We start from the raw sequence: 21645 nt of genomic DNA, 5'->3' as shown, positions 1-21645 counted from the left end.
GATGCTCAGTCCAGACCCATCACGCCACGCAGCTGGGACAGGTCTTCCGCAAGCGTGGTGATTGGCCCTTTCAGCGCTTTGCGATCGTTATCCGTCAGCTTGTCGTAGGTTTCAAACCCGTCTTTAGTGCGGTATTTCGCCAGAATGGCGTCAACTTTCTTGAAGTTAGCGTCTATTTTCGCCAGCAGCGCCGGGTTCTCTTTGGTCAGCTGAGGACGCAGCAGATCAACGATTTTCTGCGCGCCGTCAACGTTCGCCTGGAAGTCCCACAGGTCAGTGTGGCTGTAGCGATCTTCTTCACCGCTGATTTTGGTGGCCGCTACTTCTTCTATCAGACCGGCAGCGCCGCCAACCACTTTGCTTGGCGGGAAGGCCAGCTCGGAAATACGAGTTTGTAGATCCAGCACGTCGGCGTTCAGCTTGTCGGCAAACTGCGCGGCGTCTTTGGTGGTGTTATCGCCAAAGAGGATTTTCTCCAGACGGTGGAAGCCGGTGAATTTCGGGTCGTCCGCTTTTTTCTCGAAGTCGTCTTCGCGGGCATCGATGCTGCTGTCGAGATCGGAGAACAATTCGGCAATCGGTTCAATACGCTCGTAATGCTGGCGCGTTGACGCATACAGGGATTTCGCTTTCTCTAAATCACCGGCTTTCACCGCGTCGGTAAAGGCTTTGGTGCCTTTCACCAGCTCGGCGACTTCGGCGGTCACATAGGCTTTGTATTCGGTGATTGGGCCGGTCAGCGCCAGCAGATCGGTTTTAGGCGCTTCCTGCTTGCCGGAAGCTTTCACCACCAGCTTGCCTTTCGGGTTGGTCAGCAGGCCGCAGGTCATGTCGTATTCGCCCGGCTGCAGGTTGGCGGTCAGCTTCTGGGAGAAGCCCGGCGCGATGTTTTCACGCTCTTCCACCACCATCACCCCTTTCAGGATCTCCCATTCCAGCGCTTTCTGGCTATTGTTCTGGATGATGAACTGAGTCTTCCCGGCATTCACGGTGACGCTCATCGGCTCACACTGTTTATCGGTGACGGTGACTTTTACCTGGGGAATATCTGCCGCCTGCGCGGCAAACGAAGAAGAGACAAGCGCGAGCAGCGCAACGTGCAGTGCCTTCAGACGAAAATGTTTGGTCATGACCTATCCCTATTAAGCAATGAGTAGTTATCACTAAACGGCGGGCGGCCCGCCGTAAATCAATTAACGAGCCGTATTGGTCGCCTGGTTGTTCACGCGCGGCGGTATAAAGAACAGCACCAGCGCCGGAATCAGATAGATGAAGTACATCGCCACTTCGCTCACGGTTGGGGTTTCCTGATAACCGAAAATCCCCTCCAGCAGCGTGCCGGTCAGCGAGTGGGTGGAGAGCGTGTTGCTCATGTCAAAAGCGATATCCTGGAAATGGTTCCACAGTCCGGCTTCGTGGAATGCACGGACGGCACCGGCGGCAAGGCCTGCGGCCACCAGCAGAATAAACAGGCTGGTCCATTTAAAGAATGCGCCAAGGTTGAGACGAATCCCGCCCCAATAAATCAGGAAACCAAGCACCACCGCGGTAGCCAGGCCAAGCATCGCGCCCAGCGGCGGCCAAATACCGACGTCCTGCTGGAAAGCGGCCAGCAGGAAGAACACCGACTCCAGGCCTTCACGCGCCACGGCGAAAAAGACCATCATGATCAGCGCCCAGCCGTGGTTGCCTTTGCTGTGCAGCGCGTTATCAACCGCCTGCTCCAGCTGCACTTTGACGTTGCGGGACACTTTACGCATCCAGAACACCATCCAGGTGAGGATAAACACGGCAATCACCGCCACAATCCCCTCAAACAGCTCCTGCTCTTTCTGCGGGAACTCACCGGTGGTTTCATTGATGAAGATACCGAGGCCCAGGCAGAGCGCGGCGGCGGCAAAGACGCCAATCCACATCACGGCTATCCACTGGCCGCGCTGGGTACGCTTCAGGTAGCTGGCAATCAGGCTGACGATGAGCGCCGCCTCCAGCCCTTCGCGTAACATGATGAGAAATGGAACAAACATGCCTGACACCTCAGATGTGAATACAAGTCAATTGACGTAAAGAAAAGTAAACCATAACGATTGTGATTATCATTAGCGCTGATAAGAAAAACAAGAGAGGGGGATGACATATTTATGACCAGATGTAAAAAGGGCCGGATGATCCGGCCCCTGTAAAACATCGTCTGTTAGTCGGTCTGCAATTTGCCCGGAGGCGGAGTGTGGTACACCGCATCCGCTTCGGCAAAACGCTTCTGCATGGAGGCCGACGGCGCTTTGCCCATCAGGCTTACCACCACAATTGCCAGGCTCCCGAACACGAAGCCAGGAATAATTTCGTACAGCCCCAGCCAGCCAAACTGCTTCCAGATAAGCACGGTGGCTGCCCCAACAATCATCCCCACCAGCGCCCCGTTGCGGGTCATGCGTGACCACATTACGGAGAACAGGACCACCGGGCCAAATGCGGCACCAAATCCTGCCCAGGCATAACTGACGAGGCCCAGCACGCGGTTTTCCGGGTTAGCGGCAAGCGCAATCGCCACCAGCGCGACCACCAGCACCATCATGCGCCCCACCCACACCAGCTCCTTCTGGCTCGCGCCTTTACGCAGGAACGCCTTATAAAGGTCTTCGGTAATTGCACTCGAGCACACCAGCAGCTGACAGCTCAGCGTGGACATTACCGCCGCCAGAATCGCGGAGAGAAGCACCCCGGCAATCCACGGGTTAAACAGAATTTGCGCCAGCTCGATAAACACCCGCTCGCCGTTCTGCGTCACAGCTCCGGCCTGCTCAGGGTTGTTATTAAAGTAGGCAATCCCGAAGAAGCCCACCGCGCAGGCACCCGCCAGGCAAAGGATCATCCAGGTCATGCTGATGCGACGTGCGTTAACGATGGTGTGGTGTGAGTCTGCCGCCATAAAGCGCGCCAGAATATGCGGCTGGCCGAAGTAGCCCAGGCCCCAGCCCATCAGGGAAACGATGGCGACAAAGTTCAGCCCTTTCAGCATGTCGACGTTTTCGATGCTCTTCTGCTTAATCACCAGCAGAGAATCATCGAGGCCGCCAACCGCCGCAATCACCATCACCGGCGTCAGAATCAGCGCGAAGATCATCAGGCTGGCCTGCACGGTATCCGTCCAGCTAACCGCAAGGAATCCGCCCACAAAGGTGTAGATGATGGTCGCTGCCGCCCCGGCCCACAGCGCCGTTTCGTAGCTCATCCCGAAAGTGCTTTCAAACAGCCGCGCCCCGGCCACGATGCCGGAAGCACAGTAGATGGTGAAAAACAGCAGGATCACCAGCGCGGAGATGATGCGCAGCAGGCGGCTGGAGTCTTCAAAACGCCCGGTGAAGTAATCGGGCAGCGTCAGCGCATTGTTGTTCATTTCGGTGTGAACGCGCAGGCGCCCGGCAACCAGCTTCCAGTTAACCCAGGCCCCTAAGGTCAGGCCGATGGCTATCCAGCTTTCAGAAATACCGGAAATAAAAATCGCGCCCGGCAGGCCCATTAGCAGCCAGCCGCTCATATCGGAGGCGCCCGCCGACAGCGCGGTGACCACGCTCCCGAGGCTGCGGCCGCCAAGAATATAATCATCAAAGCTGCGGGTGGATCGCCAGGCGATAAAACCGATGAGAATCATGCCAAAGATATAAACGAGAAAGGTCACCAGCATCGGTGTGCTTATTGTCATTCAGACTTCTCCATAGCTATTACGCCTGCTCTCTCTGAACAGGCTGCTTCGCGCCGGAACGAGGCGCTGTGTTGTTATCGTGATGTAATGGGGAATGCATCCTGCCGGAACCCTTTATTTTTCACAAACGATTTAACACGGCATTTACATCGTTTGCATCTGCCTTAGGTAAGCATTTTTCACCAGGTTGCACTTGCTCACATTTTTTACGGTTGCACCGTCAAAAAGTGTTAACTTCGTCGATAAATCTAGCGTTCCGCTTATCGCCCTGCCAGACGATTTTCTTATCTTACTGGCAACAAATCGCCTTTTTTGCGAGCCCATTATCGGCTTCGATTTAACAAGGTTGCACAAAGTTGCAACTTCATGGATATTGCTGGCTAACAAAGTAAACCCCCGAATAATCCTTAACCTGGAGACTGTCGTATGGGCACCACCACGATGGGCGTAAAACTGGATGAAGCGACGCGCGACCGCATTAAAGAGGCCGCCTCGCGCATTGACCGCACGCCACACTGGCTGATTAAGCAGGCCATCTTTAATTACCTGGAACGCCTGGAAAGCAGCGACGATCTGCCTGAGCTCCCTGCCCTGCTGGCCGGTGCGGCCAATGAGAGTGAAGAGTCCCCGGCGCAGCCTGAAGAAGTGGCGCAGCCGTTCCTCGACTTTGCCGAGCAAATTCTGCCGCAGTCCGTCAGCCGGGCCGCGATCACCGCCGCGTGGCGCCGCCCTGAAACCGACGCAGTCCCGATGATTCTTGAGCAGGCTCGCCTGGCTCCGGCCATCGCCGAACAGACGCAAAAGCTGGCTTATCAGTTGGCCGATAAACTGCGTAATCAGAAAACGGCTTCTGGCCGCGCGGGCATGGTTCAGAGCCTGCTGCAGGAGTTCTCTCTTTCCTCTCAGGAAGGCGTGGCGCTGATGTGCCTCGCGGAAGCGCTGCTGCGCATCCCGGATAAAGCCACCCGCGACGCGCTGATCCGCGACAAAATCAGCAACGGGAACTGGCACTCGCACATTGGCCGCAGCCCTTCGCTGTTCGTGAACGCCGCGACGTGGGGCCTGCTGTTTACCGGCCGCCTGGTGTCAACCCATAACGAAGCGAGCCTTTCCCGCTCTCTGAACCGCATCATCAGCAAAAGCGGCGAGCCGCTGGTGCGTAAAGGCGTGGACATGGCCATGCGCCTGATGGGCGAGCAGTTCGTAACCGGCGAAACCATCGCCGAAGCGCTGGCTAACGCGCGCAAGCTGGAAGAAAAAGGCTTCCGCTACTCTTACGACATGCTGGGCGAAGCCGCGCTGACCGCCGCCGACGCTCAGGCCTATATGGTCTCTTATCAGCAGGCGATTCACGCCATCGGTAAAGCCTCCAACGGCCGCGGCATTTATGAAGGTCCGGGGATTTCCATCAAGCTTTCCGCCCTGCACCCTCGCTACAGCCGCGCGCAGTACGACCGCGTAATGGAAGAACTTTACCCGCGCCTGAAATCCCTGACGCTGCTGGCGCGCCAGTATGACGTCGGCATTAACATTGACGCCGAAGAAGCCGATCGCCTGGAGATCTCCCTCGATCTGCTGGAAAAGCTGTGCTTTGAGCCTGAGCTGGCGGGCTGGAACGGCATCGGCTTTGTTATTCAGGCCTACCAGAAGCGCTGCCCGTTTGTGATTGATTACCTGGTCGACCTGGCCACCCGAAGCCGTCGCCGCCTGATGATTCGCCTGGTAAAAGGCGCTTACTGGGATAGCGAAATTAAACGCGCTCAGGTTGATGGCCTGGAGGGTTACCCGGTTTATACCCGCAAGGTGTACACCGATATCTCTTACCTCGCGTGTGCCAAAAAGCTGCTGGCCGTGCCGAACCTTATCTACCCGCAGTTTGCGACCCATAACGCCCACACCCTGGCGGCAATTTATAACCTTGCCGGGCAGAACTATTATCCTGGCCAGTACGAATTCCAGTGCCTGCACGGCATGGGCGAGCCGCTTTATGAGCAGGTGGTCGGGAAAGTGGCTGACGGCAAGCTGAACCGCCCTTGCCGCATCTACGCCCCGGTCGGCACCCACGAAACGCTGCTGGCTTACCTGGTGCGTCGCCTGCTGGAAAACGGCGCCAACACCTCCTTTGTCAACCGCATTGCCGACGCAACCCTGCCGCTGGACGAGCTGGTTGCCGACCCGGTCAGCGCGGTTGAAGCTATGGCCGTTAAAGAAGGCCAGCCTGGGTTGCCTCACCCTAAAATCGCCCTGCCGAAAGCGCTGTACGGTACGGAACGCAGCAACTCCAGCGGCCTGGATTTGGCGAACGAACACCGCCTGGCATCGCTTTCTTCCGCCCTGCTGAACAGCGCCGCGCAGAAGTGGCAGGCCACGCCTGTGCTGGAACAGCCGGTTGTTGAAGGCGAATTAACGCCGGTGAAAAACCCGGCTGAGCCGACCGACATCGTGGGCTACACTCGCGAAACCACGACTGAAGAGGTTTCCCTCGCGCTCGAAAATGCCGTTAACCACGCGCCAATCTGGTTTGCCACCCCACCGCAGGAGCGTGCCGCTATTCTTGAACGCGCGGCGGTGATGATGGAAAGCCGTATGCAGCAGTTGATCGGCATTCTGGTGCGCGAAGCGGGTAAAACCTTCAGCAACGCCATCGCCGAAGTGCGTGAGGCCGTGGACTTCCTGCACTATTACGCGGGCCAGGTACGTGACGACTTCGACAATGAAACTCATCGTCCTCTCGGCCCCGTCGTGTGTATCAGCCCGTGGAACTTCCCGCTGGCTATCTTCACCGGCCAGATTGCCGCCGCGCTTGCCGCCGGTAACAGCGTGCTGGCGAAACCTGCGGAACAAACGCCGCTGATTGCCGCTCAGGGCGTAGCGATTCTGCTGGAAGCTGGCGTGCCTGCGGGCGTGCTGCAGCTGTTGCCGGGCCGCGGTGAAACCGTAGGCGCGCAGCTGACGGGTGACCCGCGCGTGCGCGGAGTGATGTTCACTGGTTCAACCGAAGTGGCCTCCCTGCTACAGCGCAATATCGCTGACCGCCTCGATCCTCAAGGGCGCCCAACGCCGCTGATTGCGGAAACCGGCGGTCTCAACGCGATGATCGTTGACTCCTCCGCGCTGACCGAACAGGTGGTTGTGGACGTGGTCTCCTCTGCGTTCGACAGCGCAGGCCAACGCTGCTCCGCCCTGCGCGTGCTGTGCCTGCAGGAAGACGTAGCCGAGCACACGCTGCAAATGCTCCGTGGCGCGATGGCGGAATGCCGGATGGGTAACCCAGGCCGCCTGACCACCGACATCGGGCCGGTTATCGACGCCGAAGCTCAGCAAAATATTGAGAAGCACATCCAGGCTATGCGCGCCAAAGGCCGCACCGTCTTCCAGGCCGTGCGTGAAAACAGCGTGGACGCGCGCGAATGGCAGTCCGGCACCTTTGTCGCTCCGACCCTTATCGAACTGGAAAGCTTCGACGAGATGAAGAAAGAGGTGTTTGGCCCGGTTCTGCACGTGGTGCGCTACAACCGTAACAACCTTGAATCCTTAATTAAGCAGATCAACGCGGCGGGCTATGGCCTGACGCTCGGCGTGCATACTCGTATCGACGAGACGATTGCCCTGGTCACCGGCTCCGCCCACGTCGGCAACATGTACGTTAACCGTAATATGGTCGGCGCCGTGGTCGGCGTTCAACCGTTTGGCGGTGAAGGCTTGTCCGGCACCGGTCCAAAAGCCGGTGGCCCGCTGTATCTGTATCGCCTGCTGGCTAACCGCCCGGAAAATGCGCTACAAACCACCTTTAACCGTCACGATGCCCAAACCCCGGTGGATGCATCTCTGAAGAGTGACCTGCAGGTTGCCCATCAGGCGCTAAGCGAGTGGGCAGCCAACCGTGAAGAGCTGAAATCCGTTTGCCTGCAGTTTGGCGAACTGGCGCAGAGCGGGACGCTGCGCGTGCTGCCTGGCCCGACGGGCGAGCGCAACACCTACGCCCTGCTGCCGCGTGAACGCATTCTGTGCGTTGCCGACGACGAACGCGATGCGTTAGTGCAGCTTGCGGCGGTTACCAGCGTGGGCAGCCGTGCGCTGTGGGCGGATGACAGCCTGCACCGCGAGCTGGCTAAGCAATTGCCGAAAGCCGTGCAGCAGCAGATTGATTTTGCGAAGCAGGAAGAGCTGCTGAAACAGCCGTTCGACGCGGTGATTTACCATGGAGACTCTGACCAGCTGCGCAAACTCTGCGAAGCCGTGGCCGCCCGCACGGGCGCGATTGTTTCCGTCCAAGGCTTTGCCCGTGGCGAAAGCAATATCCTGCTTGAGCGTCTTTATGTGGAGCGTTCACTGAGCGTAAACACCGCGGCCGCAGGCGGCAACGCCAGCCTGATGACAATCGGCTAACAGTCTGCCAGGATACGAGGGCTCTCATCTGAGAGCCCTTTTTTATTTGAGGACAGCGAAATGAAACGCGTGTGTTTACTTGTTGGCGGGCTGCTGCTGAGCGGGGCCGCGATGGCCGATGGCTGTGATGCAGCCACCACCCAGGCCGATATGAATCAGTGCTATGCCGCAGAGTATAAAAAGCAGGACGAGCAGCTGAACAAAACCTATAAAGAAGTTATGTCCCGGGCAACCGACAAGCAAAAAGCGCAGCTTAAAAAAGCGCAGAATGCGTGGATAGCCTTCCGCGATGCGGACTGTGACTTTATGAGTTCTGGCGCTGAACAGGGATCGGTCTACCCGATGGTGCGCGCCAACTGCCTGGCGGATAAAACGCTCGAACGCACCGAACTGCTGAAGGGCACGCTGGAATGCGAAGAGGGCGACGTCAGCTGCGTCTTGCCCCCGAAATAGAGCTGATTAACGAACCCGAATACCTTCAATAATCATCCGCTGCACGTTTTCCACCGTGCGGCGGAAAAAGTCCTCATCCTGCAGCGTGCTGCCGGTTACGGCCTCAACCTGGCTGGCAAAATCCGCGTAGTGCTGGGTCGTGGCCCAGAGCATAAAAATAAGATGATGCGGGTCAACGGCGGCAAGTTTACCGCTGGCAACCCAGCCGGCAATGATCGCCGACTTGTCATCCACCAGGGCTTTCAGGTCCCCCGTCAGTTCCCCTTTTAGCAGCGGCGCGCCCTGCAGCATCTCCAGGCAAAAGAGCTTAGACGCCTGCGGATAATCGCGCGAAACCTCCAGCTTGAGCCGAATGTATTCCCCAATCGCCACCAGCGGCTGCAGGTCCTCGCGAAAGGCTCGCAGCGGGGCAAGCCAGACGTCGAGGATCTGCTTGAGCACCGCAACGTAGAGCGCTTCTTTGGACGGGTAGTAATAAAGCAGGTTAGTCTTTGAAACTTCGGCCCGCTCGGCCACCTGCTCAAGGCTGGTGCCGTGGATGCCGTATTGAGAAAAGAACGCCAGCGCAGCGGCAAGAATGGCCTGTTTTTTGGCCGCTACGGCTTTCGAGCGGCGCCCAGGGGTTTTACTGTCAGTTGCGGCTTCAGCCATGCGAGCTCTCCTTGTTGATCGCTGGCATGAATTATAGCTCAGACGCCCTCGCCTTCGGTATCTTCCTGCCAGTCGCGCTCCGCGTTCGCTGCTTTCTTGCGCTTGAGCTTCAGCTCGCTAACCAGCACCCCGAGCACGATCAACGCCCCGCCCAGCAGCGCGAGTACGGGAAGCCGCTCCCCCGCCATGCGGCCAAAGATCCCCGCCCAAACCGGCTCGCCGGTATAAATTACCGTTGCACGGGTCGGCGATACGCTGCGCTGCGCCCAGTTCATCGTCACCTGAATGATGGCGCTGAAAATTCCCAACCCCAGGGCAATCATCACCAGTCCGGGGCTGAAATGCGGCACGCTTTCCCCAGCGGGCACCATCGCCACAAATGACACCAGCGATGCCGTCGCCAGCTGCACCACGGTGACGCGTTTAATGTCCACTTTTCCTGCCCAGACGCTGATCAGGATTATCTCTGCGGCAATCGCTACGGCGCCAATCAGCGTGATAATTTCCCCGGCACCCAGCGACAGGCTGGTGCCCTCCGGTCCGGCAAGAAAAATAAGGCCCACAAACGCCAGGATCACCCCAATCCAGGACATCAGGCCCGGCATACGGCCAAGGCAGATCCACTGCAAAAGCGGCACAACGGGAACGTACATCGCGGTAATAAAGGCGGATTTACTGCTGGGGATGGTTTGCAGCCCCCAGGTCTGCATGCTGTAGCCGATGGCGATAGCCACGCCAATCATTACTCCCGCCTTGATTTCAAGCCAGGTTAATCCGCGCAGCGATTTCAGCGACAGCAGCCCCACGGCCACGGCGGCGGTAGCAAAGCGCAGGCCAACAAAGAAGAACGGGTCGCTCATCGTCATGGCGTACTGCACGGCCAGGAAAGTGCCGCCCCAGAACATGGTGATGAGGATAAGCAGCGCTTCCTGCGGCTTAACGGAGAATTTATAACGGCTTAATGGCGCAGACATGAGGGAGACCGGATACATCAGGGTGAAAGTCGAGGGTCTATAGTGCTTCCAGTCACATTTTGTTGCAATGAGAAAATAAAAAACCGCCGGATAAACCGGCGGTTGGGGCACCGTCGGCGCGAGGATTACCCTGCGCGCACTGAACGTAGCTACGGCTATTTATTCTTGCTGCCGTGGCTGTTTTTACCCCCTTTTTGACCAGCCTCTGAGGCGCGCTGCGGATCGTTTTTGAAGTTACCGCCGCTGTGCTGGCCACCTTTACGGCCTGCTTCTGATGCTCTTTCACGGTCTTCAGCGAAATTACCTGAACCACCACGATGGTTTGCCATTTCTAACCTCCGGATTTAGGACATCATCTTGCATTCAATAAAAGAGAAGTCTTTCATTGCGCGGCCAGACGAGCATGCCGTCAACGTTACCGCGTGGGACTAAGCTTAGTGTACCGACGCGATTAAACCTCCATTCAGAAACATCCAGAAACATGCCGGTGAGCTTGGGGTTTTATCCTGCAAACCCGAGGTCATAACACCCTCTTATAGCTGGTCAAAAAACACCCGGAAAAATGTTAGCTAATGCTACAGGGTGAAAATTTCGCCTGCGCTTGTGATGCATCAAGGAAGGAACACTCAGGTTTGCACTCTGCGCCACAAGTCATATCTTTAAAGGAGTGCAGCAAAACTGCAGTTCAACTGAGGAGTGAAGCAAGATGGCTAAAGTACTGGTGCTTTATTATTCAATGTATGGACACATCGAAACCATGGCTAAGGCCGTGGCAGAAGGTGCACAAAAGGTCGATGGTGCGGAAGTGACAATAAAGCGCGTGCCCGAAACCATGGCCCCGGAAGCCTTTGCTAAAGCCGGTGGCAAAACCCACACTGCGCCGGTCGCCACGCCGCAGGAGCTGGCCGATTACGACGCCATTATCTTCGGGACCCCTACCCGCTTTGGCAATATGGCGGGCCAGATGCGTACCTTCCTCGATCAGACGGGCGGCCTTTGGGCGTCCGGCGCGCTCTACGGAAAACTGGGCAGCGTGTTCAGCTCCACCGGCACCGGCGGCGGCCAGGAGCAGACCATCACCTCGACCTGGACAACGCTCGCCCACCATGGGATGGTGATTGTGCCTATCGGCTACGCGGCGCAGGAACTGTTTGATGTCTCGCAGGTGCGCGGCGGTACGCCTTACGGGGCCACAACCATTGCCGGCGGCGACGGTTCACGTCAGCCAAGCCAGGAAGAGCTGGCGATAGCCCGCTACCAGGGGGAACATGTCGCAGGTCTGGCTGTAAAACTCAACGGTTAACGGGAGGAGAGATGACAACGACGCAAGCAAAAGCCCATCACGTTGGCGAATGGGCAAGTCTACGCAACACCTCACCAGAAATTGCAGAAGCCATTTTTGAGCTGGCAAAGTACGACGAAAAGCTGGCCGAAAAAATTTGGGAAGAAGGGAGCGATGAGGTTTTACCGCTCGCCTTTGCTAAAACGGATAAGGACTCGCTCTTCTGGGGCGAACAAACCATAGAGCGCAAAAACGTTTAAACTCTCCGCTGCCCCCTTCCGGGGGCAGCATCTTCTTACTTCACGGCCTGAGTCAGCACTTCGCTAAACTTATCCCACGAGCAGTAGCCGTTGGCGTCCGTCGGGCAGCCTTCCAGCTGCAGCGTAACGCGTTTTGGCGGATTCTTCAGGGTTAATACATCGCCATTACGCAGCTGTTCGGCGCTCTGGTAAACGTATTCCACCTTCAGCAGATCGCGGTTATTGCTCTTATCGTGCCAGCGCTGGAACAGAATATTGCCGCCAATCGGCGTGCGCTCGTACTGCCCCGGCAGCTGATAAGGCTTGAACTGCAGCGCGGTCAGCAGCGAAGCGATGTTAGAGTCATGCCCCACCATCAGCGTCACTTTCGGCCCGGAAGTCGCCTCTTTCGACGTTAACGCGCTTTGAATGTATTTCACCAGCGGGGCCGCGACGTTGCGGGCTACTTCCGGCGAAGTGAACAGGGTGTCCTGGTAGCTGTTTTTCAGCTGCGAAAGCACGCGCCACTGTTCTGCCGTCTTGATTTTTCCCCATGCCACCTGATCCATCGGGAAGCCTTCGTAGTATTGCAGCGTGAAAGCATCCACCAGGGCATTGCCCACCTTCAGCGAACCGTTTACGCCCGGCTCCTGAGTGGCGTTGGCGCTAAAGGCATCTTTCGGCCCGGACAGGTCACACAGTTGCTTCTCTTTACAGGTTGGCGAGTTTTTATAGCCGACAATTTGCTCCAGCAGTTTGTAGCTGTCAGCAAGCTTGTATTCCGTGCGCTGCTTTTCCATCGCCTGCACGGCTTTGTCTTTAAACTCAGGCGAGGTGTTGGTGATCACCGGGTTGAACACCGGGTCCATGGTGCCCATTTTTTCCCGATGATGTACCGGCACGTCACAGCCTGGGAAGGCGCCGGTAATGAAGAATTGCGCGGTGGCCACGGTACGCTGGAGGCTGTTGGCATAGGCATAAACGCTTTCCGGCGCCGGGCATTCACCGCTGGTCACCAGCTTCTGGCTCGCCAGCCATTCACGCATGTAATGCCCCATATACACTTCCAGCACGCCGCCTTTGGTGGTGAGCTGCCCGCCAGGCACGTCCCATTCCGGCCACGCCTGAGCCGTAGACTGCTCAAGCACGCTGCCGTTGTTGGCCAGCGGCGCACGCAGGTTATGACGGCTCATCAGCAGGACCTGCTGCAGCTGGTAGCCGTCAGGCACGGTTTCCGCTTTCGCCAGGCCTGGGGCAATACAGGCGACGGCCAGCAATGAGGCAACAATTTTTTTCTTCATTACTTATTCCTCAGGGAGTGATTAATAAAATGTGAAGAATATATTGTGACAGAAAAATGACAGCCGACCTGCCCGGCGGATCGCAAAAAGCCCTATTGTTCCGTTTGTTGTTTCAGCTGCGCTTCAAAGCGCTGCCGGGAGAGTTCTACATAGCGTTGTAACCCGTCCCTGTCGATAAACGCGCTGCTATCTCCGGCGGCCAGTCGGGCCTGTTTATCCGCCAGGCCGAAGCGCTCCCCTTTGTTCGCCACAAAAATGTCGACCTTCTGCGCGACAAGTGTGGCAAAGCTATGGCGAATATCGTCCACCAGCGTTGGATAATTTTTATTCGCCACCAGATAATAGTCCGGCGTAGCCAGGCTGTCGGCGTAGATAAGCTTGCTGCCGTCGGGCAGAGTAAACAGCCATGAAGTGCTGCCCGGCAGATGCCCCGGCGTCAGCAGCGCCGTCGCGGACACACCGCCGAGGGTCAGCGTCTCGCGATCGTGAATAATTTTATCCGTGCTTACCGGCGGAAACGGCAGCGCGTCCCCAAGCGCAAAGTCCTCTTTTCCTCCTCGCGCCATTTGCTCCGCATTCGCCTTGCTGGCAATGAGCTTCGCCCCGCTCCACAGCTTTAGTCTGGCGATGCCGCCGGCCTGATCCAACCTGGCATGGCTATTGAGGATGAAACGCAGGTCGCGAATATTGAAGCCAAGTGCGGCGATATTATTTTTTATTCCCTCTGCGCTGGCATCCAGCGCGCCGTCCACCAGGATATGACCCTCAGGCGTGGTAATCAGAATGGACGAGAGATTTTCGGTCCCGACATACCAGACGTTTTCCGCCATGCGGAACGGCTTGACCGGCTTTGCCCAGCCTTCAAACAGCGAATAAGGCGGCGCGGCGGACAGCGGCTGGGTCGGGTTTAGCGCCGCAATGCTGCCGGCAGAGAAGGTCGAAATCATGCAGATAAACAACAGGCTATAACGGTTCACGGGTGGCTCCTTTTTGTCAGGAGGCGCAGTATAATGCCGGGCAATTTAGTGTGATGCAATTGAGAGCCGCGATCGTGAACATCCTGCAATTAGACATGAACTTGCTGAAAGTGCTGTACGTGATGCTCAGCACCGGCTCAACCAGCCGAACGGCACAGAAGCTCGCGCTTAGCCCGTCGGCGGTTAGCCACGCCCTCGCCCGCCTGCGTGAGGCGCTGGGCGATCCGCTTTTTCGCAGAGAGGGAAACGCCCAGGTGCCAACGCCCTTTGCGCTGGGCATTAAAGAGCGCTTAATCCCGCTGTTCGTTTCGCTCAATGAAGAACTGTTTGGTGAACAGCACGCGGAAGAGCGGCGCTTTCGCCTTGTGCTGCCTCCGGCGCTAAACGTGCTGCTAACCCCTGAACTTGCCAGCAAAGGCCATCAGGCCGGTGCCATCATCGAGTGCCTGACCTTTGAACGGCGAGCCTGGCGGGATGAGCTGCTGGAAGGCAAAATAGATTTGCTGCTTGCCGTCGGCGATCATCAAAAGCGCGTCAGCGCGCTGCAGTATGACCGCATAGGCAGCACGCGGCTGATCGCCGTTTTCGGCCAGCCGCTGTACGCCAGGCTTAGCGGGCGTGAAGCTCTGGCCTTCGACGAGCTGGCGCAGTTTGAGCACTTCTACTGCCACCCCTGGCCGCAGGACGTTAACGAGCTGGACCGCCAGCAGGCGCGAGCCGGGCTCGGGCGTCGGCTGGCGTTTACCTGTAGCGATTACGGCCAGCTTGCGCCCGCCTTGCGTCACGCCCCGCTGATGGCTATTGTGCCTGCCCCGTGGTTTGCCACGCTCAACGACAAAGAACAGCTTTTTACGCTGCCGCTTTCCGGGGACCAGGCCATCGGCAGCCTGTTTTTGCAGTACCGGACGTCAACCGTGGAATGGAAGCTCCGGCTGATAGCCAGCCTGCGCCGCGCGCTCACCGCCTGGTACCGTTGAAATTGTCGCTCAGTTTCCCGACCAAAAAGTTTTATAATAGAACCTGTAGATCCCACCAGGAGGAATGATGAAACGTAAAAGCCTTGAAGACAGCGTCTGTTCGGTTGCCCGCACGCTGGACGTGATCGGCGACTGGTGGTCACTGCTTATCGTGCGCGATGCGCTGAACGGCATGTCTCGCTTCGGTGAATTCCAAAAGAACCTCGGCATCGCCAAAAATATGCTGACCCTTCGCCTCAAACAGCTCGTCGACAACGGCATTTTTGAGCTTCGCCCGGCCTCGGACGGCAGCGCCTGGAGCGAGTACGTGCTGACGGAGAAAGGCCGGGCGCTGCAAACCGTGCTGGCCGCCCTTTCCCAGTGGGGCTGCGAAAATCTGTATGCCAAGGATGAGACACGCAGCGTGCTGGTAGACAGCCAGCAGCATCGCCCCATCCGCAAGCTAACCCTGCAGGCCGAAGACGGCCGCGAGCTGCAGCCGGGCGAAATCGTCACTCGGGCACGCCATGCCTCCTGACAAGTAAGCACCTGTTGTTCAGGTGCTTAGCAATTCCCTCTTTACCAATTCCTGCGCATAACGAAAAAACAACCTGCAAATTAGTTGCATAATAAAACCATTACCTCTACATTTTCCACAAGGTTTCATAATGAAACCAAATCAACGTTACTCTATTTCTTATGAGGTGTTTTATGGCTAACTCTCGTTCCGTCGCGGTGATTACCGGCGCGTCTTCCGGTATTGGTGCGGTTTATGCCGATCGTTTTGCAGCCAGAGGTTTTGATTTGCTGCTGGTTGCCCGGCGCGAAGATCGCCTGCGCGATCTTGCCGCGAAGCTTGAGGCTCAGCACGGCATTACCGTGGTCACGCTAAAGGCGGACCTGGTTAACGATCGGGATATTGCCGCAGTCGAAGAAGCGCTTAAAGATCCACGCATCAGCGTGCTGGTTAATAACGCCGGTACCGCGCATATGGCGCCTTTCACCTCAGGGGATGCCGAATTACACCAGAGCGATATAACGTTAAATATCACGTCATTAACCCGACTTAGCCTGGCGGCGCTAAAACTATTTCAAACATTACATCGTGGGACACTGATTAATATCGCGTCGGTTCTTTCACTGCATGCCCGGGCGGGAAGTGCCGTTTACAGCGGAACGAAAGGATATGTGCTGAACTTCACCCGCGGGTTACAAGAAGAGGTTGAAGGGAGCAACATTCATATCCAGGCCGTACTTCCTGCCGCTACGGCCACGGAAATTTGGACGCTATCCGGCATGCCGATGGAAACATTACCAGAAGGCTCAATAATGACTGCTGAAGATATGGTTGATGCGGCCCTGGTCGGCCTGGACAAAGGAGAAACGATTTCCATGCCCCCACTGCATGACGAACAACTTTGGGAAGCCTACGAAAAAGCTCGCCTCGCTTTATTTGGTGCTTCTCGCACGGGCATTCCGGCACCTCGCTATACGCGTTAATCATTCAGGGCAGATGTCAGGCGGCATCTGCCCTGTGCATACTTTGGCGAGCGTTGATGCATTACATAGAAGATCTGTTTAAACCCGGCGAACGCTAGCGTCGGGCAACCATCACCACAATAAACAGCCCACCAATGCCTGCGGTAATAATGCCGATGGGCAGCTCCTGCGGCGCGACCAGCACCCGGCTGACGATGTCGCCCCCGCACAGTAAACTCGCCCCCGCTAATGCGCACAACGGCAAAAGCCACACGTGCCTGATTGCCGAAAAATGTCGGCAGAGATGCGGCACCATCAGCCCGACAAAACCGATGACGCCGGTCAGCGCCACAAAAATTGCGGTCGAAAAGGCACAGCACAGGAAGATCTCGGTGCGCAGACGGTTAACGTTAATACCCAACGAAAATGCCGTGCGATCGCCCGCCAGCAGCCCGTCAAGCGAGCGCCACCGCAGCAGGCAAAACGCGGCCAGCAGCAAAAGTCCGGCCAGCGCAAAGCCCAGATTGTCCCAGCGTGCCAGCCCCAGGCCGCCGAGCGACCAGAACAACACCGAGCTGGCCGTGCGCTGATCGCCGGCAAAAATCAGGTAACTGGTTAACGCGCCGAACAAAAAGGAGATGGCCAGCCCGCAAATAATCAACGTTTCCGGCCCCCGCTCGCGCTTCAGCTGGAACAAAGACAACACCGCAACGGAAGAGAGCAGCCCGCCACAAAAGGCCGCCACCGGCAGCGTCCAGGCGCCGAAGAAGTCGCCAAAGCGGGTAAAAACCAGCACGGCCCCGGCAGAAGCGCCGGAAGATAGCCCGAACAAAAAAGGATCCGCCAGCTCATTGCGCGTGGCGGTTTGTAGCAAAGCGCCGACCACGGCAAGCCCCGCCCCGGTCATCAGGGCCAGCAGCGTTCTTGGGAGCCGGATATCAAGCACAATGCCGCGAATCATCGGGGAAACGTCCGTCGCCGTGGGCTGCAGCGCGCTTGCCACCTGATGCAGACTCAGCCGGACAGCGCCCTCAGTCAGGCTAAGCGCCGCAAAAAGTACTATCAGAAACACGGCCAGGCTCGTGGCCCGGCCATAACGAGAGGCCATCCGCATCACCGTGGAGCTTTCGCATACAGCACGTTGGCCAGCTTCTCTACAGCAGCAATGTTTGCCGGGCCGGGCGTTAGCTCAGCGTACTGCAGCTTGAGGTAGCGATGCTGTTTTACCGCCGGGGTGAGCTTCATCAGCGGGTGGCGCTCAAGGAACTGGCGGAGCGAATCAGCGCCGCCGCCGTTCTGGTAATCCAGCAGGATAATCACGTCCGGCTCAGTCGCCGCAACGCTTTCCCAGGACGTAGTGCCCCAGCTGGTATCCAGCGCTTCCATGGCATTTTTACCGCCAGCGGCTTCAATAATGGCCTGCGGCATGGCGTATTTTCCGCTGGTAAACGGCTTATCCTCACCGGAGTCGTAGACAAAGACTTTCAGCGGTTGAGTACCCTGTTTCGCTTTAGGGAGTGCCGCCAGCCGCGCTTGCCAGCCATCAACCAGCTTCCGCGCAGCCTCTTGCTTACCAAATATTTTACCAAGCGTAAGCTCATCGTTATAGAGCAAGTCCATCGTCGCTTTGGCTTTGCTCTCGCCGGAAATCGCGCAGCTTTCGCTGAGCACGAAGGTTTTGATGCCGTATTTCGCAAGGCTTTGGGGCGTGACGTCGCCCCCCACCTTCATGCCGTAATTCCAGCCGGCAAAGAAGAAGTCGGGTTCGGCGGCCAGCAGCGTTTCAAGCGAGGGATATTTCGGCGCAAGTTCGGGAATAGCCCCCATTTTCTGCTTAAACTCGGGGGTCATTTTGTACCAGCCGGAAATGCCGGTGAGGCCTACAATCTGCTTTTGCAGGTTGAGCGCAAAAGCCATCTCCGACATGTTCAGATCGTTGATCACCGCCCGCTTTGGCGCCGAGGTGAATACCACGGGTTTACCGCAGCTAGTAATGGTCACGGGGAACCCCGAGGCCAAAGCCGCGGAGGAAGCAAAAACAAGCAGCATGCCGGAGGCAATTTTTAACATCATAGCGGTCCCTGAAGGTTTACTGGTGGCGTGAAGATTCAAAAAAACGGACTCGTTTTCCTTGCTGGCCGGGATGCTCCACGGTAAAGCTATCGAGGCCAAAGACGGGGCGAAGGGTTTCGGTATTCAGAGCGGCTTCGGGAGCATTAAAAGCCCGCTGTTGGCCCGCAGACAAAATAAGCACCTTGTCGGCAAACCCTTCAATCAGATTGAGATCGTGCAGGACGGCGATAACCGTAGTACCGCGAGCTTTCACCAGCATCAGCAGCTCTTCTCTTGCCGCCAGGTCAAGATGATTGGTCGGTTCATCCAGCAGCAGCAGCCGTGAAGTTTGCGCCAGCGTTCGCGCCAGAATAGCCCGCTGCCGTTCACCACCGGACAGGCAGGCCAGCGATTTATGCCGCAGCCCGAGAACACCAACCTCTTTCATCGCCCCACAGACAATACAGCGGTGTTCTGGCTCAGGCATATCCCGGGCAAACGGGAGCCGCCCCAGCGCGACATAATCTTCGATGGACAGGCGCAAATCAGGGAGATCGTTTTGCGACATGACCGCCACCAGCTTTGCCCGCAGCAGCGGGTTGAGCTTATTTAAGGGGCGACCCGCAAGCGTTATCTCCCCTTCAACCTTTAGCTCCTGACTCAGCGCCCGCAGCAGCGACGTTTTGCCGCTACCGTTGGGCCCAATCACCGTGAGCCGCTCGCCTTTAAGCAGCTGAAAATTTATCGCTACCGGCCAGGACTCGCCCTGCGGACGGGCAATCGACCGCAGGGCAACCTTTAATTCGGGCATAATTTTCGAGGATGAAAGAGGCATACTCAGAACTCATTGCGCAGCAGCTGGTAGCCTTCCACCAGCTTGACGTTGGTGTTCGCCACCTCTTCTGAAAACTGCACCGAGGCAGGGTCAACGCGTGAATATTGGGCTAAATCAGACTCCGGCCCCACGCGTTCGGTGGACGGAATATAGGTTTGCTTCGGCAGCGTAACGCCATCCACCACCGCGTTATACCGAATGACGCAGCCGGTTTGTACGTGGCAGTTGAACAGCACGCTGTTGAAGCCGATAAATACGCGTTCATCGACCCGACAAGGGCCGTGGACAATTGCCCGGTGAGCGATTGACGTGCCGCTGCCAATAGTGACCGGGGCACCACTTTTAGAGTGAATCACTACGCCGTCCTGAATATTCGAATGGGAATGGATAACGATAGGATCCATATCCCCTTCGGCGTTCAGTTCGTCGGCGCGGATCACCGCATAAGGCCCGACATACACATAGTCATGAATAATGACCCGGCCACAAATGACCGCCGTAGGGTCTATGTAAGCTTTGGTCGAGACCTGTGGCAGGTGGCCGGAGGGGTTTTTACGCAGCATGGTGATTTCCTGTCCAGTGAATACGAGCCACCGCGTTGTGAGCATGGAGACTTTCCTGGTGCTCAACCCGGAGGCTAAAAGCAGCGCTAAAAGGCGCGTCCAGCATTGCCTTGTTCAAACGGCGGGCGGCGTCTTCGCAAAACATCAGGTTTTGCCCGTTTGCCCAGGCGAAAGCCTGCTCATCGCCGCGCTTAACCACCGTCTGCACCGCCGTTCCAAGCGCGGCCTCGCTGCGGTCGATAAGCTCCAGAAAAGGCAGCGTGGCAACATCCGGCTTCAGCTGGCAGCTAACCCACGCCCAGCTTCTCTGGCTGTGGGGCGTGCCCGGCATCCCCTTCTCGCCCAGCCAGGCCATCATTTCTTCAACAGAGATGCTGTCGCTTCGCCCGGCAAAGTCCCGCTGAAACTGCTGCTGGGCGAGATTGCGGCTGAGCGCCGCCGATGCCGGACAGGTGGATGAATACGGGATCCCGACCCGCAGCGTGACGGTAAACGTTTCTCCACGCTCGGCCTGCACGCGGATGGGATAAGCCTTCCAGCCAAAGTGATTAGAGGTTAAAGATCGGCGGGACAGCAGCAGCTCACCCGAGATTTCAACGCTCGCGCGGTTGCTGCTGCGCTGGTGAGAAACCAGAAATTTACCCAGCAAATTTCGCAGCGTGGCAGGCGTAACCTCACCTTGAGTTAACTCATCCAGCAGCAGATAAAGTCGGGACATGTGGATCCCCTTCTCGGCTTCCGGCGTGCTGAGCAGATTAATGCCAGCATTCACTTTCGCCGCCAGCGGGCGTCCGGCAATTTCAACCGGAAGATCGATCTGTTCCATGCCGACCCAGGACAGGGCCGTGTCGAATTCGTGGCCTCTGAGTGACTGAATATCAGGCAGGGTTTTGGGGCAAAGCGCCGGGGTTACCGTCATAGGAATGCGTCATCTTATCGTTAATTTGTTACGTTATAACATAACAATAATCAGCGATGCAAAGCGACTCTTTTTCCCTCCAGGGAAAAAACGCCCACTAACAGGAGAAAACTCGGTGAAAAACCGCGGATTGACTCGATATATCTTATCGCCCGGCAAGTGTTGCTCGTCTGTTCACACAATGATAGCATCATGTAAACAGCCATTTAGACGGCTAGACAGTCAAACTAAAAAGCATTGAGGAATACCGTATGTGGCAAGAAAGACTCGCGCAACTGGTCACCACCTGTCATTGGATTGGCGCTAAGGGCTGGGCCCCGGCAACCGGCGGCAATATGTCCATTCGTCAGGATGCCGGGTGGTGCTGGCTGAGTGAATCCGGGCGCGACAAAGGCAGCCTGACCAGCGAGGATTTTCTTCAGGTAGATATCGCCACCAACCAGGCGCCATCGGGGCGTAAACCTTCTGCCGAAACCGGGCTGCACACGCTGGTTTATCGTCTCTTCCCCGAGGCAAACGTCGTGCTTCACGTCCACACCGTGAACGCCACCGTCCTGTCGCGGATTGAGAAAGGCCCGGCCCTGAACATCAGCGGCTATGAAATGCAAAAAACCCTTACCGGCCAGCAGTCGCACCTCAACACGGTGCCGATTGCCATCTTCGATAACGATCAGGACATCGACGCGCTGGCAAAACGCATTGAACAGCATGCCGAACAGACTCCCCTGAAATACGGTTTCCTGCTGCGTGGCCACGGCCTGACCTGCTGGGGCAAAGACGTCGCCGAAGCGCGCCGCCAGCTCGAAGGGCTTGAATTCCTGTTTGAATGCGAAATGCAGCGCCGCCTGTACGAGCGTGATTAACCGTCGTAT

General features: G+C 57.2%; 21 protein-coding genes. 8 read left to right on the top strand and 13 right to left on the bottom strand.

Features of this window, described 5'->3' with window-relative positions; genetic code table 11:
* Window positions 1-5: 5 nt before the first annotated feature.
* The 3 genes from efeO to putP form a co-directional block, all read right to left on the bottom strand.
* Complete coding sequence (gene efeO / locus HX778_RS04360; RefSeq protein ID WP_038473822.1) at window positions 6-1130, bottom strand: iron uptake system protein EfeO; 1125 nt, start codon at window positions 1128-1130, stop codon at window positions 6-8.
* A gap of 63 nt (window positions 1131-1193) precedes the next feature.
* Window positions 1194-2027, bottom strand: a complete 834-nt coding sequence (gene efeU, locus HX778_RS04355) for an iron uptake transporter permease EfeU (protein WP_038473824.1) — start codon at window positions 2025-2027, stop codon at window positions 1194-1196.
* A gap of 167 nt (window positions 2028-2194) precedes the next feature.
* Window positions 2195-3703, bottom strand: coding sequence for a sodium/proline symporter PutP (putP, locus tag HX778_RS04350; RefSeq protein WP_176981371.1), 1509 nt, complete (start codon window positions 3701-3703; stop codon window positions 2195-2197).
* 426 nt (window positions 3704-4129) lie between these two features.
* On the opposite strand from putP, the gene putA reads away from it, so the two are divergent.
* On the top strand, window positions 4130-8092 hold the full coding sequence (putA, locus tag HX778_RS04345; protein WP_176981370.1) for a trifunctional transcriptional regulator/proline dehydrogenase/L-glutamate gamma-semialdehyde dehydrogenase: 3963 nt from the start codon (window positions 4130-4132) through the stop codon (window positions 8090-8092).
* Window positions 8093-8152: 60 nt separating this feature from the next.
* Window positions 8153-8545, top strand: a complete 393-nt coding sequence (locus tag HX778_RS04340; protein WP_038473834.1) for a lysozyme inhibitor LprI family protein — start codon at window positions 8153-8155, stop codon at window positions 8543-8545.
* Window positions 8546-8551: 6 nt separating this feature from the next.
* Here the strand turns inward: HX778_RS04340 and rutR are convergent, their stop codons facing one another.
* From rutR to HX778_RS04325, 3 genes are all read right to left on the bottom strand, one after another.
* Complete coding sequence (rutR, locus tag HX778_RS04335; RefSeq protein ID WP_038473837.1) at window positions 8552-9196, bottom strand: HTH-type transcriptional regulator RutR; 645 nt, start codon at window positions 9194-9196, stop codon at window positions 8552-8554.
* A 38-nt stretch (window positions 9197-9234) separates the two neighbouring features.
* Window positions 9235-10170 carry a DMT family transporter gene (locus HX778_RS04330; RefSeq protein WP_176981369.1) on the bottom strand — a complete coding sequence of 312 codons (936 nt, stop codon included), beginning with the start codon at window positions 10168-10170 and terminating at the stop codon, window positions 9235-9237.
* A gap of 155 nt (window positions 10171-10325) precedes the next feature.
* Window positions 10326-10499 (bottom strand): general stress protein, encoded by a 174-nt coding sequence (locus tag HX778_RS04325; protein WP_008455651.1) that lies wholly within the window; start codon window positions 10497-10499, stop codon window positions 10326-10328.
* Between the two features lie 377 nt (window positions 10500-10876).
* Between HX778_RS04325 and wrbA the strand changes: the two genes are divergently transcribed.
* Window positions 10877-11473, top strand: coding sequence for an NAD(P)H:quinone oxidoreductase (gene wrbA, locus HX778_RS04320; protein WP_176981368.1), 597 nt, complete (start codon window positions 10877-10879; stop codon window positions 11471-11473).
* A gap of 11 nt (window positions 11474-11484) precedes the next feature.
* Window positions 11485-11712: a YccJ family protein gene (locus HX778_RS04315; protein ID WP_038473842.1), complete on the top strand. Its 228-nt coding sequence runs from the start codon at window positions 11485-11487 to the stop codon at window positions 11710-11712.
* A gap of 35 nt (window positions 11713-11747) precedes the next feature.
* Here HX778_RS04315 and agp read toward each other — a convergent pair whose 3' ends face one another.
* Both agp and HX778_RS04305 read right to left on the bottom strand, forming a co-directional pair.
* Window positions 11748-12992: a bifunctional glucose-1-phosphatase/inositol phosphatase gene (agp, locus tag HX778_RS04310; RefSeq protein WP_176981367.1), complete on the bottom strand. Its 1245-nt coding sequence runs from the start codon at window positions 12990-12992 to the stop codon at window positions 11748-11750.
* A gap of 92 nt (window positions 12993-13084) precedes the next feature.
* A complete protein-coding gene (locus HX778_RS04305) occupies window positions 13085-13969 on the bottom strand; it encodes an HARLDQ motif MBL-fold protein (RefSeq protein WP_176981366.1) in 885 nt (294 codons plus the stop codon).
* 74 nt (window positions 13970-14043) lie between these two features.
* On the opposite strand from HX778_RS04305, the gene HX778_RS04300 reads away from it, so the two are divergent.
* The 3 genes from HX778_RS04300 to HX778_RS04290 all read left to right on the top strand — a co-directional run bounded on the left by HX778_RS04300 (window position 14044) and on the right by HX778_RS04290 (window position 16425).
* Window positions 14044-14946: a LysR family transcriptional regulator gene (locus tag HX778_RS04300; protein ID WP_176981381.1), complete on the top strand. Its 903-nt coding sequence runs from the start codon at window positions 14044-14046 to the stop codon at window positions 14944-14946.
* A 67-nt stretch (window positions 14947-15013) separates the two neighbouring features.
* Window positions 15014-15463 (top strand): helix-turn-helix domain-containing protein, encoded by a 450-nt coding sequence (locus HX778_RS04295; RefSeq protein WP_176981380.1) that lies wholly within the window; start codon window positions 15014-15016, stop codon window positions 15461-15463.
* Window positions 15464-15636: 173 nt separating this feature from the next.
* Complete coding sequence (locus HX778_RS04290) at window positions 15637-16425, top strand: SDR family oxidoreductase (RefSeq protein ID WP_176981365.1); 789 nt, start codon at window positions 15637-15639, stop codon at window positions 16423-16425.
* 94 nt (window positions 16426-16519) lie between these two features.
* On the opposite strand, the gene HX778_RS04285 is transcribed toward HX778_RS04290, so the two are convergent.
* Genes HX778_RS04285 through folE2 form a run of 5 tightly spaced genes read right to left on the bottom strand, consistent with a single transcriptional unit; the run spans window position 16520 to window position 20773 of the window.
* Complete coding sequence (locus HX778_RS04285; protein WP_176981364.1) at window positions 16520-17518, bottom strand: iron ABC transporter permease; 999 nt, start codon at window positions 17516-17518, stop codon at window positions 16520-16522.
* Entirely contained in the window at window positions 17518-18474 is a 957-nt protein-coding gene (locus HX778_RS04280; RefSeq protein ID WP_176981379.1) for an ABC transporter substrate-binding protein, read from the bottom strand. The genes HX778_RS04285 and HX778_RS04280 overlap by 1 nt, the downstream gene beginning before the upstream one ends.
* 19 nt (window positions 18475-18493) lie before the next feature.
* On the bottom strand, window positions 18494-19267 hold the full coding sequence (locus HX778_RS04275; protein ID WP_255483328.1) for an ABC transporter ATP-binding protein: 774 nt from the start codon (window positions 19265-19267) through the stop codon (window positions 18494-18496).
* Between the two features lie 26 nt (window positions 19268-19293).
* Window positions 19294-19854: a carbonate dehydratase gene (locus HX778_RS04270; RefSeq protein WP_038473860.1), complete on the bottom strand. Its 561-nt coding sequence runs from the start codon at window positions 19852-19854 to the stop codon at window positions 19294-19296.
* Window positions 19844-20773 carry a GTP cyclohydrolase FolE2 gene (gene folE2 / locus HX778_RS04265; protein WP_176981362.1) on the bottom strand — a complete coding sequence of 310 codons (930 nt, stop codon included), beginning with the start codon at window positions 20771-20773 and terminating at the stop codon, window positions 19844-19846. The genes HX778_RS04270 and folE2 overlap by 11 nt, the downstream gene beginning before the upstream one ends.
* 251 nt (window positions 20774-21024) lie before the next feature.
* Between folE2 and HX778_RS04260 the strand changes: the two genes are divergently transcribed.
* Window positions 21025-21636, top strand: coding sequence for a methylthioribulose 1-phosphate dehydratase (locus HX778_RS04260; RefSeq protein ID WP_038473865.1), 612 nt, complete (start codon window positions 21025-21027; stop codon window positions 21634-21636).
* Window positions 21637-21645: the final 9 nt, after the last annotated feature.

This window comes from Cedecea sp. P7760, from assembly GCF_013386425.1.
GTDB classification, from domain to species: domain Bacteria; phylum Pseudomonadota; class Gammaproteobacteria; order Enterobacterales; family Enterobacteriaceae; genus Cedecea; species Cedecea selenatireducens.
The sequence above is the reverse complement of the archived record's forward strand: the minus strand, read 5'-3'. Positions and strand labels throughout refer to the sequence as shown.

Coding starts and splice junctions, on each gene's coding strand:
- HX778_RS04285 (WP_176981364.1), bottom strand. CDS start 17,518: ATGCGGATGGCCTCTCGTTATGGCCGGGCCACGAGCCTGGCCGTGTTT.
- folE2 (WP_176981362.1), bottom strand. CDS start 20,773: ATGACGGTAACCCCGGCGCTTTGCCCCAAAACCCTGCCTGATATTCAG.
- HX778_RS04280 (WP_176981379.1), bottom strand. CDS start 18,474: ATGTTAAAAATTGCCTCCGGCATGCTGCTTGTTTTTGCTTCCTCCGCG.
- HX778_RS04295 (WP_176981380.1), top strand. CDS start 15,014: ATGAAACGTAAAAGCCTTGAAGACAGCGTCTGTTCGGTTGCCCGCACG.
- HX778_RS04275 (WP_255483328.1), bottom strand. CDS start 19,267: ATGCCCGAATTAAAGGTTGCCCTGCGGTCGATTGCCCGTCCGCAGGGC.
- putA (WP_176981370.1), top strand. CDS start 4,130: ATGGGCACCACCACGATGGGCGTAAAACTGGATGAAGCGACGCGCGAC.
- rutR (WP_038473837.1), bottom strand. CDS start 9,196: ATGGCTGAAGCCGCAACTGACAGTAAAACCCCTGGGCGCCGCTCGAAA.
- wrbA (WP_176981368.1), top strand. CDS start 10,877: ATGGCTAAAGTACTGGTGCTTTATTATTCAATGTATGGACACATCGAA.
- HX778_RS04330 (WP_176981369.1), bottom strand. CDS start 10,170: ATGTCTGCGCCATTAAGCCGTTATAAATTCTCCGTTAAGCCGCAGGAA.
- efeO (WP_038473822.1), bottom strand. CDS start 1,130: ATGACCAAACATTTTCGTCTGAAGGCACTGCACGTTGCGCTGCTCGCG.
- HX778_RS04270 (WP_038473860.1), bottom strand. CDS start 19,854: ATGCTGCGTAAAAACCCCTCCGGCCACCTGCCACAGGTCTCGACCAAA.
- HX778_RS04340 (WP_038473834.1), top strand. CDS start 8,153: ATGAAACGCGTGTGTTTACTTGTTGGCGGGCTGCTGCTGAGCGGGGCC.
- HX778_RS04325 (WP_008455651.1), bottom strand. CDS start 10,499: ATGGCAAACCATCGTGGTGGTTCAGGTAATTTCGCTGAAGACCGTGAA.
- putP (WP_176981371.1), bottom strand. CDS start 3,703: ATGACAATAAGCACACCGATGCTGGTGACCTTTCTCGTTTATATCTTT.
- HX778_RS04290 (WP_176981365.1), top strand. CDS start 15,637: ATGGCTAACTCTCGTTCCGTCGCGGTGATTACCGGCGCGTCTTCCGGT.
- HX778_RS04260 (WP_038473865.1), top strand. CDS start 21,025: ATGTGGCAAGAAAGACTCGCGCAACTGGTCACCACCTGTCATTGGATT.
- HX778_RS04315 (WP_038473842.1), top strand. CDS start 11,485: ATGACAACGACGCAAGCAAAAGCCCATCACGTTGGCGAATGGGCAAGT.
- efeU (WP_038473824.1), bottom strand. CDS start 2,027: ATGTTTGTTCCATTTCTCATCATGTTACGCGAAGGGCTGGAGGCGGCG.
- agp (WP_176981367.1), bottom strand. CDS start 12,992: ATGAAGAAAAAAATTGTTGCCTCATTGCTGGCCGTCGCCTGTATTGCC.